Annotated in this window: 13 protein-coding genes and 1 pseudogene; 9 read left to right on the forward strand and 5 right to left on the reverse strand. The window is 58.8% G+C overall.

The window, feature by feature from the left end:
* Window positions 1-33: 33 nt before the first annotated feature.
* Window positions 34-190 (reverse strand): annotated as a pseudogene (locus tag ABLU95_RS17060) (hypothetical protein).
* On the opposite strand from ABLU95_RS17060, the gene ABLU95_RS17065 reads away from it, so the two are divergent.
* A complete protein-coding gene (locus tag ABLU95_RS17065) occupies window positions 185-1,321 on the forward strand; it encodes a glycosyltransferase family 9 protein (RefSeq protein ID WP_348880117.1) in 1,137 nt (378 codons plus the stop codon). The pseudogene ABLU95_RS17060 and the gene ABLU95_RS17065 sit on opposite strands and share 6 nt — an antisense overlap.
* A 160-nt stretch (window positions 1,322-1,481) precedes the next feature.
* Here ABLU95_RS17065 and ABLU95_RS17070 read toward each other — a convergent pair whose 3' ends face one another.
* The gene (locus ABLU95_RS17070) at window positions 1,482-1,724 is read right to left on the reverse strand and encodes a DinI family protein (protein ID WP_004203750.1); all 243 of its coding nucleotides are present in this window, start codon (window positions 1,722-1,724) and stop codon (window positions 1,482-1,484) included.
* Window positions 1,725-1,994: 270 nt separating this feature from the next.
* Between ABLU95_RS17070 and ABLU95_RS17075 the strand changes: the two genes are divergently transcribed.
* Window positions 1,995-2,414, forward strand: a complete 420-nt coding sequence (locus ABLU95_RS17075; protein WP_032452491.1) for a translesion error-prone DNA polymerase V autoproteolytic subunit — start codon at window positions 1,995-1,997, stop codon at window positions 2,412-2,414.
* Between the two features lie 2 nt (window positions 2,415-2,416).
* Window positions 2,417-3,682, forward strand: coding sequence for a Y-family DNA polymerase (locus ABLU95_RS17080; protein ID WP_348880039.1), 1,266 nt, complete (start codon window positions 2,417-2,419; stop codon window positions 3,680-3,682).
* 6 nt (window positions 3,683-3,688) lie between these two features.
* Here ABLU95_RS17080 and ABLU95_RS17085 read toward each other — a convergent pair whose 3' ends face one another.
* The gene (locus tag ABLU95_RS17085; protein ID WP_101992745.1) at window positions 3,689-4,594 is read right to left on the reverse strand and encodes a LysR family transcriptional regulator; all 906 of its coding nucleotides are present in this window, start codon (window positions 4,592-4,594) and stop codon (window positions 3,689-3,691) included.
* A gap of 166 nt (window positions 4,595-4,760) precedes the next feature.
* On the opposite strand from ABLU95_RS17085, the gene ABLU95_RS17090 reads away from it, so the two are divergent.
* Window positions 4,761-5,510: an SDR family oxidoreductase gene (locus tag ABLU95_RS17090; RefSeq protein ID WP_277475841.1), complete on the forward strand. Its 750-nt coding sequence runs from the start codon at window positions 4,761-4,763 to the stop codon at window positions 5,508-5,510.
* A 90-nt stretch (window positions 5,511-5,600) separates the two neighbouring features.
* Here the strand turns inward: ABLU95_RS17090 and ABLU95_RS17095 are convergent, their stop codons facing one another.
* Complete coding sequence (locus ABLU95_RS17095; RefSeq protein ID WP_348880041.1) at window positions 5,601-6,194, reverse strand: ester cyclase; 594 nt, start codon at window positions 6,192-6,194, stop codon at window positions 5,601-5,603.
* Between the two features lie 2 nt (window positions 6,195-6,196).
* Complete coding sequence (locus ABLU95_RS17100) at window positions 6,197-7,306, reverse strand: alkene reductase (RefSeq protein WP_348880042.1); 1,110 nt, start codon at window positions 7,304-7,306, stop codon at window positions 6,197-6,199.
* A 100-nt stretch (window positions 7,307-7,406) separates the two neighbouring features.
* On the opposite strand from ABLU95_RS17100, the gene ABLU95_RS17105 reads away from it, so the two are divergent.
* The 5 genes from ABLU95_RS17105 to glnH all read left to right on the forward strand — a co-directional run bounded on the left by ABLU95_RS17105 (window position 7,407) and on the right by glnH (window position 12,185).
* Window positions 7,407-8,315 carry a LysR family transcriptional regulator gene (locus ABLU95_RS17105; RefSeq protein ID WP_065882971.1) on the forward strand — a complete coding sequence of 303 codons (909 nt, stop codon included), beginning with the start codon at window positions 7,407-7,409 and terminating at the stop codon, window positions 8,313-8,315.
* A 124-nt stretch (window positions 8,316-8,439) separates the two neighbouring features.
* Entirely contained in the window at window positions 8,440-9,297 is an 858-nt protein-coding gene (locus ABLU95_RS17110) for a MurR/RpiR family transcriptional regulator (protein ID WP_064154862.1), read from the forward strand.
* 128 nt (window positions 9,298-9,425) lie between these two features.
* Window positions 9,426-10,754, forward strand: a complete 1,329-nt coding sequence (locus tag ABLU95_RS17115; RefSeq protein ID WP_348880043.1) for an aspartate aminotransferase family protein — start codon at window positions 9,426-9,428, stop codon at window positions 10,752-10,754.
* A complete protein-coding gene (locus tag ABLU95_RS17120; RefSeq protein WP_023289262.1) occupies window positions 10,751-11,305 on the forward strand; it encodes a 4-carboxymuconolactone decarboxylase in 555 nt (184 codons plus the stop codon). The genes ABLU95_RS17115 and ABLU95_RS17120 overlap by 4 nt, the downstream gene beginning before the upstream one ends.
* A gap of 127 nt (window positions 11,306-11,432) precedes the next feature.
* Window positions 11,433-12,185, forward strand: coding sequence for a glutamine ABC transporter substrate-binding protein GlnH (gene glnH, locus ABLU95_RS17125; RefSeq protein WP_348880045.1), 753 nt, complete (start codon window positions 11,433-11,435; stop codon window positions 12,183-12,185).
* Window positions 12,186-12,206 lie beyond the last annotated feature (21 nt).

A 12,206-nucleotide genomic window follows, 5' to 3' on the forward strand; every position in this document is an offset into this window, starting at 1 on the left:
GGCCGGGAAATTCACTATTCACTCATTATTGCTTCACAGTGCTGTGTTGCAATCCCGCAGGGCTGGATGAGTTTTGTAAATAAAAAAAAGAATGATTTTCATTTTCAATCGAACTTTTTTTATTTCGCTCAGTCTTTATCGGACGACACAGAATATTAATGATTGCCGTAATGAGGTTAGGATGATGCACGATGCAACCATGCAGGGTTCCCCACGCAAGAAGTTTAATAAAATAAGGGAGCTCAACAGACGGCGGAATTACTTTACTAAGAAAGTACGTAATGCCCTGCGGGTGGGAGTGGCGAAAGCGCTCTGGGATCGCCGACGCCGTCAGCCGGTGGATTTGTCGTCCGCGAAAACCGTCTTACTGATGCGTAATGAGGGGGCGGTCGGCGATGTGGTAGTGGATTCCGCGCTGGTGAAATGCCTGCATCAGTCAGGCTATATCGTTGATTTCCTGCTGACGACCTCTAATAGCCAGGTGATGCGTTATAACCCGCGGATCCGCCATATTTATGAAGCTGACCCGGTCACGTCCGCCAATTTTTTGCGAAAATTTAATCATAACGTTCCCCGCGACGTTATTACTGAACTGGCTAATAATAAGTACGATATTATTATTGACCCTTCGCTGTTCGATATTCCCGTGCATCGTCTACGGCTTTTCCGACAAATAAAAGCGAAATCGGTGCTCGGGTTTAATAAATGGCCGTCGATTAAGCACTACTCCCACTCTTTTGATTTTGACTGCCAGCGCTGGCACGTGACGAAAACGTTCGAGTTGATCGCCGATTATCTCAAACTGGACACCTGCGGGCTGGATGCTTACGACCTGGCGATCCCCGGGCCGATTATGCAGGAGGTGGCGCAGTATCTGGCGTCGCTGAGCGGAAAAGCGGTAGTGATTAATATTTTTGCCGGCCATGCCGACCGCAGTCTCTCGCAGACGCAGCTGGCCGAACTCCTCGACAAGCTGCTGGCTCGCCATCCGGGGATCGCGGTGATTCTGCTCGATCACCGGCGCGAGATCCGCATCCCGCTGCCGCCGGAGGTGGTGGTTAATCCATTTAACACGTTGCACCATGCGATGGCGCTGATTGCCCAGGCGGAGCTGATTATCTCCCCGGACACCTCGGTGGTGCACATGGCGGCGGCGTGGAACAAACCGCTGATCGCGGTCTACAAGGACGTTCTGCTCAACAACCGTCTGTGGGCGCCGGGCTATGACAACGCCAGGCAGGTTATCGTTAAATGCGGGAAGGTGCATCAGCATCGCGAGCTGGTGGATCGGATAATGGCGGCGCTGCCGGAGACGCTGTGAGGCGATGAGGGGAGGCTCACCTGCTGGCCGTATGCAAGAGCCAGCAGGTGAGCGAAGGTTGCATTGCCAGTCTGCAACCGCCGCTATTGTACTGTTGCCCGTGGCTCTGCCACATCCGGGAAAGCTCTTAAAGAGGGGGGGCCGCGAGGGACGGGCGGGATTACTCTTCAGTGAGCCACATGTCCGCCTCTTCAAACATCTCCTGCACCGTGCGGCTGATCAGCTCTTTTTCATGCTTGCTGGCGTCGGTGTTGATCGCCGGGAGCGTCATCATCGGCTTCACGCGCACTTCCGCCTCCGGAAAAATGCGCTGCATGCGTTTGGTCAGCTCGTTAAGAATGGTCTCTCTGGCGCCCGGCAGTCCGGCAAAATTGCGCTTGTCATAAATCAGTTCCACAAACATCTTCTGTCCTCTGTATGCTGATCGCGGGCGATAGTTTTACTGTATTAATGTACAGTGTCAAGCGATTGCCGCGGCGCTGCGTATCCGCCACCTCGCGCGGCGGGCGGGCTGCGCGCAAAAGCAGCAAACGGTTCGCCACCGACGACGGTGACCTTCAGTGACATCAAGGAGTTATTTCAGTGCTGGCGATTGATAGCTGGAGCCGATATTGACCGGCAAAACCGGCAAAACTACTGTATATATATTCAGTATTATATGGTGGGTTGAAAAATGAACTTTTACACGCCGGTTGAGCTACGTCAGATTGTCTCCTTTCCCTTTTTTGCCGATCTGGTGCAGTGCGGCTTTCCCAGCCCGGCTCAGGACTATGTCGAGAAGCGAATCGACCTCAACGAGCTGCTGGTGCAGCATCCCAGCGCGACCTATTTTGTCAAAGCCGCTGGCGACAGCATGATCGACGCCGGCATTGACGAAGGCGATCTGCTGGTGGTGGACAGCGCGCGCAAAGCGGAGCATGGCGATATCGTGATTGCCGCCGTCGGCGGCGAGTTTACCGTAAAAAAGCTGCAGCTTTTGCCGCGGGTGCAGCTTAACCCGATGAACCCGGCCTATTCGCCCATCGTGGTCGGCCGCGAGGAGACGCTCGATATTTTCGGCGTGGTGACCTACATCATCAAGGCGGCGGGCTGATCATGTTCGCGCACTGTGATGTGAACGCCTTCTATGCGAGCTGCCAGACCGCCTTCCGGCCAGACCTGAAGGGGCGGCCGGTGGTGGTGCTGTCGAACAACGATGGCTGCGTGATCGCCCGCTCGGCGGAGGCGAAGCCGTTTGTGAAAATGGGCGAACCCTACTTTAAGCAGAAGGCGGCGTTTCTTCGCCACGGCGTCGTGGCGTTCAGCAGCAACTATGAGCTGTACGCCGACATGTCCAGCCGGGTGATGTCCACCCTGGAAGAGCTCGCCCCGCGCTGCGAAATTTACAGTATCGATGAAGCCTTTTGCGATGTCAGCGGCGTGCGCCACTGCAGAGATCTGACTGACTTTGGCCGGGAAATCCGCGCCACGGTGCAGCAGCGCACCCATCTGACGCTGGGCGTCGGGATCGCCCCGACCAAAACCCTGGCGAAGCTGGCCAACCACGCGGCGAAGCAGTGGCAGCGGCAGACGGGCGGGGTAGTGGATTTATCTTGCCCGCAGCGGCAGCGAAAGCTGATGGCGCTGCTGCCGGTGAGTGAGGTCTGGGGCATCGGGCGGCGGATCGGCAAAAAGCTCGAGGCGATGGGGATCGGCACGGTACTCCAGCTGGCGGAGAGCGATATCCGCTTTATCCGCAAGCACTTCACGGTGGTGCTCGAGCGAACGGTACGGGAGCTGCGCGGCGAGCCTTGCCTGGCGCTGGAGGAGTTTGCCCCCGCGAAGCAGGAAATTATCTGCAGCCGCTCGTTCGGGGATCGCATTACGGCCTATGAGGATATGCGCCAGGCGATCTGCAGCTATGCCGCGCGGGCAGCAGAAAAGCTGCGCGGTGAGCATCAGTACTGCCGGTTTGTCTCCACCTTTGTCAAAACCAGCCCCTTCGCGCTGAATGAACCCTATTACGGCAACAGCGCCTCGCTGAAGCTGCTGACGCCGACGCAGGATTCCCGGGATATTATCGTCGCGGCGACAAGCTGCCTGGACGCCATCTGGAAAGCGGGGCACCGCTATCAGAAGGCCGGGGTGATGCTCGGCGATTTCTACAGCCAGGGCGTCGCCCAGCTGAACCTGTTCGACGAGCTTGCCCCGCGGCAGAACAGCGCCAGGCTGATGCAGGTGCTCGACCAGCTGAATGCGAAAAACGGCAGGGGGGCGCTCTATTTTGCCGGCCAGGGGATCCAGCAGCAGTGGCAGATGAAGCGAGAGATGCTATCGCCGCGCTACACCACGCGATACGACGACCTGCTCCGCGTCAGATAACGCGCGCTATCCCTGCACCGCGTCCGGAAAAACCGCCGCCAGCCAGTCAATAAAGACGCGGAGCCGGGGCGGGACGTGCCGGTGCCGGGCATAGACGACGTGAAAGGGATAGGGGGCCGGGCGCCAGGCGCTGAGGATCTCCACCAGTTTGCCGCTTGCCAGCGCCGGTCTTAGCGAATAGGTAAAGGTCTGCACAATGCCTAAGCCCGCCTCGACGGCGGCAATATGCGCGTTGCTCTCATTGATGCCGAGATGGGGCTCTGTCTTGAGCTCGGTACTGACGCCGTGACGCGTAAAGCGAAACGGAAACGCTCTGCCGCTGGCCGGCGACAGGTAGCTGATGAGCCGGTGGCCATGGTTCAGTTCATCCGGCGAGGCGGGCGTACCGTAGCGCTGAAGATAGCCCGGGGTGGCGCAGGTGACCAGCGTCGCCTCGCCGATTTTACGGGCGATCAGCGTCGAGTCTTCCATCGGCCCGCCGCGGATGGCGCAGTCAATATTGCCGCTGATGAGGTCCGCGGGTTTATCGGCCACCTGCAAATCAATATGGATATCCGGCCAGGAGGTCATAAAGTCCGCCAGCAGCGGGATCAGCACATCGCGCGCGGTCGACCCGCCGATGGCGATCCGCAGATGGCCCTTCGGCTTATTGTGGGCGGTATTGAAGGAGGCGTCGATCTCTTCCAGGTCTTCCAGCAGGCAGCGAGCTTTTTCATAGTACTCCCGTCCTTCCGGCGTTACGGTAATACGCCGGGTGGTGCGCTGCAGGAGGGAAACCCCCAGGTGCGCTTCCAACTGCTTGATGGTTTTGCTGAGCGTGGCGTTGGGCATATCCAGCGAGTCCGCGGCGCGGGTAAAGCTGCCGGCTTCGACAACGCGGATGAAGGCTTTGAGGGCTGAAAACCGGTCCATTATGGGCGTGATCCTGGTTATTGGACGTCATTATCCACGGAGGGGAAAAGTGTTTTTCAGATTAGGCCATTTTTCCGCCTCTCTGAGGCGATTACAGTGCTTTCCATACCCGGCGGGGCGCTTTCGCGAGCCTGGCCTGTTTATACTCTAACCAAGGAAATGCACCATGAGCAAAAAACTTGCGGATAAAGTGGCGTTAGTGACCGGCGGCAGCACCGGGATTGGCCTGGCGTCGGCGAAAGCGCTGGCGGAGCAGGGCGCGAAGGTGTATATCACCGGCCGCCGACAGGAGGAGCTGGATGCGGCGGTAAGATTCATCGGGCCCGCCGCCCGCGGGATCCGCGCCGACGCCGCCGTGTTAAGCGACCTTGACGCGGTATTTGCGACCATTGCCGACGATTCCGGCCGCCTGGATGTGCTGTTCGCCAATGCTGGCGGCGGGGATATGCTGCCGCTCAGCGCCATCACCGAAGCGCACGTCGAGCGGATTTTCGCCACCAACGTGCGCGGGGTGGTGTTCACCGTGCAGAAAGCGCTGCCGCTGCTCACCGACGGCGCCTCGGTGATTTTGACCGGCTCTACGGCGGCGGTCAAAGGGACGGCTAACTTCAGCATCTATAGCGCCAGTAAAGCTGCGGTACGCAGCCTGGCGCGCTCCTGGGCGCTGGAGGTGAACGATCGCGGGATCCGCATCAATGTCGTCAGCCCGGGGCCGGTACGTACCCCGGGTCTGGGCGGGCTGGTGGCGGAGGCGGACCGTCAGGGCCTGTTCGATGCTCTGGCCGCCAGCGTACCGCTCGGACGGCTGGGCGAGCCGGAGGAGATTGGTCGGACGGTGGTGTTTTTAGCGTCGGATGAGTCGAGCTTTATTAACGCCGCAGAGATCTATGTCGACGGTGGAATGGCGCAAATCTAAGCACAGTCTGTCGCCAGGCGAGCCGCCCCGGCGGAGACCGGGGCGGCTCGTGGTTTTGCCGATCGCTTACTCATCATCCGGGTGGGCAGCTTATTGCGCGCCCAGCTGTTTCATCAGCGTCAGGTTATCTTCAATATGCCAGTTGGCGGCAATTTTACCGCCGCTGATCTGATAGATATCGGTGGCGATAAAATCGATATTTTGTCCTTTACCCTGCCGGGTGCCGAAGGTCCCGGTAAAGTGGCCATGAAAATGTAAGTGTGAGACCACCCGGTCACCGGCCACGATCATTTGTTCGACATCACAGCGTAAATCCGGCACCGCCTGGCGAAACGCTCTGGAGGCGAGGATCGCTCCTTCCGGCCCCTGTTGGCGCCCTTCCGGGGGCGTTTTATCGATAAAGTTCTCCGCCAGTGCCGCCCGGGCCAGCGCGTCATCGCCGGTATTCCAGAACGTGGCGTATTGCCTGGCGACATATTCATTGGCTGCGCGTGTGGCAGCGGGAAGGCTGCCGTCAGCGATGAGTTGTGCCGGCTTCAGCAGATCCTGTTGGGCTGCGTACGCGGAGCCGGACATTCCGGCAAGCAGCAGCGCGGTGGCGCAGCGACGGCGCGTGAGGCCGCGCCTGGCCAGCGTGCGGGCAACAGCGACACCACGCCCGGCAGGTAACATGATGTGGGTCATTTTCACTCTTTATGCTCCGTATAGAAGGGATAGTCGGTATAGCCCGCCGCCGTTCCGCCAAACAGCGTGCCGGGATCGCTGACGGTCGCCAGCGGCCAGCGGTGCTGAAGCCGCTGCGGCAGGTCGGGATTGGCAATAAACGGCCGGCCAAAAGCCACCAGGTCGGCGAGACCGGCGCCAAGAATGCGCTCCGCCTTCTGCTGATCGTAATTCCCGGCCACGATCAGCGTGCCGCTGAAGGTTGCGCGCAGCGTGTCGCGGAAGTGCCGGGGAACGGCTGGCGCATCGTCCCAGTCCGCCTCCGCCAGGTGGATAAAGGCGATACCCTGCTGTTCGCACCAGGCCGCCAGGGCAAGGATGGCGTCGATCACCTGCGGATCGTTCATCCCGCGCTGGGTAATGAAGGGGGAAAGGCGGATGCCCGTCCGCTCGCGGCCGATAGCGTCGCCGATGGCGATCAGCACCTCCTGGGCAAAACGGATCCGGTTGTTCAGGCTACCGCCGTACTCATCGGTGCGCTGGTTGGCGGTACGCCGCAGGAACTGGTCGATCAGATAGCCATTGCCGCCGTGCACCTCCACGCCGTCAAACCCCGCCGCGATCGCATTGCGCGCCGCCTGGCGGTAATCGGCGACAATTCGCTGGATATCCGACCGGGAGAGCGCCCGCGGCGGTGGACAGTCCACCATCTGGCCCCGGCCCTGCTCATCCACCACCCAGACCTGGGCGTCCGGCGCCAGCGCCGAGGGGGCCACGGGTTGACCATCCGCATGAAAACGGGCGTGCGACATGCGTCCCACGTGCCAGAGCTGAGAAAAAATAACGCCGCCGGCCTGGTGTACGGCCCGGGTCGTCAGCTGCCAGCCGGCAATCTGGTCTGCGGAATGCAGGCCGGGCGTCCAGGAGTACCCCTGTCCCTCGGGAGAGATTTGCGTCGCTTCCGTGACGATCAACCCCGCGCTGGCGCGCTGGTGGTAATACTCCGCCATCAGCGCGGAGGGGATATTTCCCGGCTGCAGGGCGCGCGCCCGGGTCATGGGGGCCATGACGATGCGGTTTTTCAGCGGCAGCGTACCGATGCGATGACGATCAAAAAGTGAGAGCGTGTTCATAAGGGTGTCCCTTGCGAGTGGAATGGAAATCACTTTACAGTCGGGATCTGATTTTGATAATTAGACGAAAAATAGATTCACTTTTCGGGAAATACGAAAAATGGGCAAACTGGAAGATATGGCGCTGCTGGTGGCCGTCGCCGAGGCGGGGGGGCTCTCCGCCGCCGGCAGACGGTTGTCGCTCTCGCCGGCCACCATGACGGCCCGCCTGAAGGCGATGGAAGAGCGTTATCAGACCCGCCTGTTCCATCGTTCCACGCGGGCTATCACTCTGACCAACGCGGGGGAAGATTTTTATCATGCCGCGCGGCGCGTGCTGGAGGAGGCGCGCCACGCCGAGTCGTTGCTGACGCAAAAAGAGGGGGTCCTGAGCGGCGATATTCGTCTTTCCGCCCCCTCCGACTTTGGCCGACAATACCTTAGCCCGGCCATCGTCGACTTTACCCGCCGTCACCCGGAAGTGACCTTTTCCGTCTACTTAGGCGAGCGCGTGGAGGATCTGGTCGCCAACCGGCTGGATATGAGCATCCGCGTCGGTAACCTGCCGGACAGCAGCCTGGCCATCCGCCACATTCGTCCTAACCACCGAGTGCTGGTGGCCTCGACGGCTTACCTTGCCGCCCGTGGAACGCCTGCTTCGCCCGAGGCGCTGCATCATCATCGCTGCCTGGCGCTGGAGCGGCACGGCGTGGTGATGAACGAGTGGCGCTTTGAGGACGCGGGAAAAGAGCAGGTCATCCGGGTGACGCCGGCGATGGTCTGCGACGATGGGGCACTGCTGCGGCAGTGGGCGCTCAGCGGGGCGGGGATCGCCGGTAAATCATGGTGGGATGTGAAGAGGGATGTCGAGGAGGGGCGGCTTCAGGTGCTGTTTGCCGACCGCTTCACCGGTTTCAGCCGGTTAGACCGCAAGGAGGTTGGGCTGCAGTTTGTCTTTCCCCAGCGAAAGCTGCAGCCCCCTCAGGTATCGGCGTTTATGGCGTTTTTTATCGACTGGCTGGAGAGGTGACGGGCACGGCGGTTAGTCATGCTCAGAACCGCAAAGGATGGCCCCCGGGTGTTATGCCAGCCTATAGAGTCTTGATCTCAAATATGATTAGATAGCTTTCACTTAAAACCAGTCAGTGGCTGCCATGAATCTCAGGGAAAAAATTATTAATGAATTCGGCGGGTTGTCGCCCGAGCTGCAACGCGCCGCCGAGTTCTCACTGCAAAATGCCAGTCAGCTGGTGGTGTTATCCATGCGCGCCTTCGCGGCGGAAGCCGGGGTAAAACCGGCGACGCTGCTGCGTCTGGCGCAGCGGCTGGGCTACCGCGGCTGGAGCGAGCTAAAAAGCGATTTCATTGACGACCTGGGGCTGCGCAATGATACATACGTATCAAAAGCGGAAAAAATGATGGCCCGCGGCACGCAAACGCAGCTGTATAAAGAGGTATTTCAGGCGCATCAGGCGAACCTGACCTTTACGCAAAACGAAAATGCCCAGCAGATGGAGCAGGCGGTGACCTTGCTCGATAGCGCGGAGAATGTCTATATCTGCGGATTCCGCGCCAGCTTTCCGATCGCGTGGTCGCTGTTCTATGTCTATCGACTGTTCAACCGCCAGGTGTCATTGATCGATGGCCTGGCCAGCAATATCGAAGTTTTCACCCGCGAACTGACCGCCCGGGACTGCGTCTTACTCACCAGCTTTGCGCCCTATTCACGCGAATCACTGGATGTTTTACGGGCAGCCCGGCAGGCTGGGGCGAAGATCCTCGCCATTACCGACTCGCCGGTTTCCCCCTTAGCGCAGGCGGCAGACTGCACGCTGCTGTTCTCCATCGACAGTCCGTCATTTTTTCCTTCCGTGGTCTCCGGCATGGGGCTGGCGGAGTGTCTGCTGGCGATGCTGGTGGTGCGCCACGGCCGGGAGGCGGTGAGTAAAATTGAAAGTGCCGAACGCTATCTCATTGAGTCTGGCGCCTACGTGATCCCCGGTAAGTCCTGATAAATGATTCAAATGTATCAGTTATAAGTATAATGGATGCATTTATATCTTTAATTCGTTGACGTGATCCAAATGGATCCTGCAAGATACGCTCAATTAATGTAGCGGATTCAGGAGCAGAACCCAGTATGAGTCATGTCATTCACCGCAGCCTGCGTAGCACGCCGATGGTGGCCTCACGTGCGCAAGGGGCCTATATCTTTGATGCCCAGGGAAAACCGTATCTTGATGCCTGTGGCGGGGCGGCGGTTTCCTGCCTCGGACACGCGCATCCTGATGTGCTGGCGGCGATGCACCGCCAGATCGATCGGCTGGCCTATGCGCATACCAGCTTTTTCACCAGCGATGCCGTCGAGCAGCTTGCCGAACATCTCACCCGCACGGCGCCCGGCGAGCTTAACTACGCCTACTTTGTCTCGGGCGGTTCTGAGGCGGTAGAGACGGCGCTGAAGATGGCGCGGCAGTACTTTGTGGAGATCGGCCAGCCATCACGCACCCGCTTTATCGCCCGTAAACAGAGCTATCATGGCAATACGCTGGGCGCGCTGGCGGTGGGCGGTAACGAATGGCGCCGTCGCCAGTTTGCCCCCTTATTAATGGATGTTATCCGCGTCTCCGCCTGCAATGAGTACCGCGATCGCCGGGCTGACGAGACCCAGCAACAGTATACCGAACGTTTGCTCAATGAGCTGGAGCAAGCCATCCTTGAGGCCGGCCCGGAAACGATCATCGGTTTCTGTGCGGAAACGGTGGTGGGAGCGACGACGGGAGCCACGCCGCCGACGCCGGGCTATCTGCAAGGGGTCCGCCGCCTGTGCGACAAATACGGCATCCTGTACATCGCGGATGAGGTGATGTGCGGTATGGGGCGGACCGGGACGCTGCATGCGTTTGAACAGGACGACGTGGTGCCCGATTTAGTGACCATCGCCAAGGGGCTCGGCGGAGGCTATCAGCCGATTGGGGCGGTGCTGGCGAGTGAGACCATCGTCTCCGCGCTGAAGGCGGGCAGCGGGTTGTTCCAGCACGGTCACACTTACATTTGTCATGCCACCGCCGCGTCGGCAGCCCTGGCGGTGCAGCAGGTGATCGCGCGCGATAATTTACTGGACGCCGTCAAACAGCAGGGCGCCTATCTGCACAAGGCGCTGCGCGAGGTGCTGGGGGAGTTACCGCATGTCGGTGATACGCGCGGACGCGGCCTGTTTGCGGGGGTCGAACTGGTGCGCGATAAAGACGCCAAAACGCCATTCGATCCTGCCCTGAAGCTGCACGCTGCGATCAAAGCAAACTGTATGGCGCGTGGACTGATGGTCTATCCCATGGGCGGCACGATCGATGGCCAGTCTGGCGACCACATCCTGATTGCACCGCCGTTTATCATCACCCCGGCGCAGCTCGATTTTGTGGTCGATACCCTGGACTGTGTGATCCGCGAAGAGACGGGGAGATTATGATCAATCGTTTACCGCCCCTGGCGGAACAGGAATGGGACGATCGGCAGCGTCAGTTAGCGGAAGAGATCATCAACGGACCGCGCGGCGCCTTACTGCCGCCTTTTGAGCCGCTGCTGCGTAGTCCCGAGCTGATGGCCCATGCCCAGCGTATGGGGGAGTACCTGCGCTATCGCAGCGCGCTGGGCCAGCGTCTTTCTGAACTGGCGATTTTGCTGACCGCGCGGCACTGGTCGCAGCCGGTAGAGTGGGCGATCCATGCGCCGATAGCCCGCGAGAAAGGGATCTCTGCCGCGGCGGTGCAGGCGATTAAGGAAAGGCGCCGGCCCGCGGATCTGCGGCCCGATGAGCAGGCGATCTATGACTTCTGTCAGCAGCTGCATCAACAGCAAAAGGTCAGCGATGAGACCTGGCAACAAGCCATTGAGTTATGGGGCGAGAAGGGCGTGGTGGATCTGATTGGAATAAACGGTTATTACAGTTTTCTCTCCATGGTGATGAACAGCGCGCAAACGCCAGTACCGGATACCTCTGACTCTCTGTTTTCTGAATAAGTTATCGATTTTATTCGGGCGCATAAAACTGCGCCCGGCATATCAGCTCTTATTATTAATTCTTCCGGCGAGATATTTCGCAGAATGACGTTCGTTGTAGGCTATTTCACTGACGCTGAGGGTAATTATGAGTGGATTATTTAAGAAATTAAAGCTGACGCTGGCATTAGTTATTTGTTCAGTCAGTTTTGTGACAGCAGCAGAAGATAAAATAACGGTGGGTGTCGATACTGCCTTTGTTCCATTTGAATTTAAACAAGGCGATAAATATGTCGGCTTTGATATCGATCTGTGGGACGCGATTGCGAAGAAAATGCATATCAGCTACGAATTAAGGCCGATGGATTTCGGCGGCCTGATCCCCGGTCTGCAGTCGCGTAATCTGGATGTGGCGATGGCGGGAATAACGATTACCGATGCGCGCAAGCAGGTCGTAGACTTCAGCGAAGGATATTATAATGCCGACCTGCTCATGGCCGTGAAAAGTACCGACAACTCCATTGTTAAATTCAGCGATTTGACCGGGAAAAAAGTCGGCCTTAAGCAGGGGACGGCGGCAGCCAGCTTTATGAAAAGCAAATATAAAGCGAATTATATCGAGTTCCCGAATATCGATAACACCTACCTTGACCTGCAGGCCGGTAATCTCGATGCCGTGGTTCATGATTCACCGAATGTCCTTTACTACGTGAAGACGGCGGGTAACGGCAAGGTCAAATCCACCGGTGAGACGGACAGCATTCTGCCACAGCAGTATGGCTTTGCGATGCAGAAAAACAGCAGCCTGACGCCAAAAGTCAACCAGGCCCTGCAGGCCCTGCGCGCCGATGGCACCTACGACAAGATTTACGTAAAGTGGTTTGCTAAACAGCCGAAATAACCCTGCCAGGTCGGAGCGATC

This window comes from Klebsiella sp. GG_Kp146, from assembly GCF_040061975.1.
In the GTDB taxonomy this organism is placed as follows: domain Bacteria; phylum Pseudomonadota; class Gammaproteobacteria; order Enterobacterales; family Enterobacteriaceae; genus Klebsiella; species Klebsiella quasipneumoniae.

What these genes read in the sequence shown, in the direction of transcription:
- ABLU95_RS17065 (WP_348880117.1), top strand. Translation starts at nt 185, where the DNA reads ATGCACGATGCAACCATGCAGGGTTCCCCACGCAAGAAGTTTAATAAA.
- ABLU95_RS17070 (WP_004203750.1), bottom strand. Translation starts at nt 1,724, where the DNA reads ATGTTTGTGGAACTGATTTATGACAAGCGCAATTTTGCCGGACTGCCG.
- ABLU95_RS17075 (WP_032452491.1), top strand. Translation starts at nt 1,995, where the DNA reads ATGAACTTTTACACGCCGGTTGAGCTACGTCAGATTGTCTCCTTTCCC.
- ABLU95_RS17080 (WP_348880039.1), top strand. Translation starts at nt 2,417, where the DNA reads ATGTTCGCGCACTGTGATGTGAACGCCTTCTATGCGAGCTGCCAGACC.
- ABLU95_RS17085 (WP_101992745.1), bottom strand. Translation starts at nt 4,594, where the DNA reads ATGGACCGGTTTTCAGCCCTCAAAGCCTTCATCCGCGTTGTCGAAGCC.
- ABLU95_RS17090 (WP_277475841.1), top strand. Translation starts at nt 4,761, where the DNA reads ATGAGCAAAAAACTTGCGGATAAAGTGGCGTTAGTGACCGGCGGCAGC.
- ABLU95_RS17095 (WP_348880041.1), bottom strand. Translation starts at nt 6,194, where the DNA reads ATGACCCACATCATGTTACCTGCCGGGCGTGGTGTCGCTGTTGCCCGC.
- ABLU95_RS17100 (WP_348880042.1), bottom strand. Translation starts at nt 7,306, where the DNA reads ATGAACACGCTCTCACTTTTTGATCGTCATCGCATCGGTACGCTGCCG.
- ABLU95_RS17105 (WP_065882971.1), top strand. Translation starts at nt 7,407, where the DNA reads ATGGGCAAACTGGAAGATATGGCGCTGCTGGTGGCCGTCGCCGAGGCG.
- ABLU95_RS17110 (WP_064154862.1), top strand. Translation starts at nt 8,440, where the DNA reads ATGAATCTCAGGGAAAAAATTATTAATGAATTCGGCGGGTTGTCGCCC.
- ABLU95_RS17115 (WP_348880043.1), top strand. Translation starts at nt 9,426, where the DNA reads ATGAGTCATGTCATTCACCGCAGCCTGCGTAGCACGCCGATGGTGGCC.
- ABLU95_RS17120 (WP_023289262.1), top strand. Translation starts at nt 10,751, where the DNA reads ATGATCAATCGTTTACCGCCCCTGGCGGAACAGGAATGGGACGATCGG.
- glnH (WP_348880045.1), top strand. Translation starts at nt 11,433, where the DNA reads ATGAGTGGATTATTTAAGAAATTAAAGCTGACGCTGGCATTAGTTATT.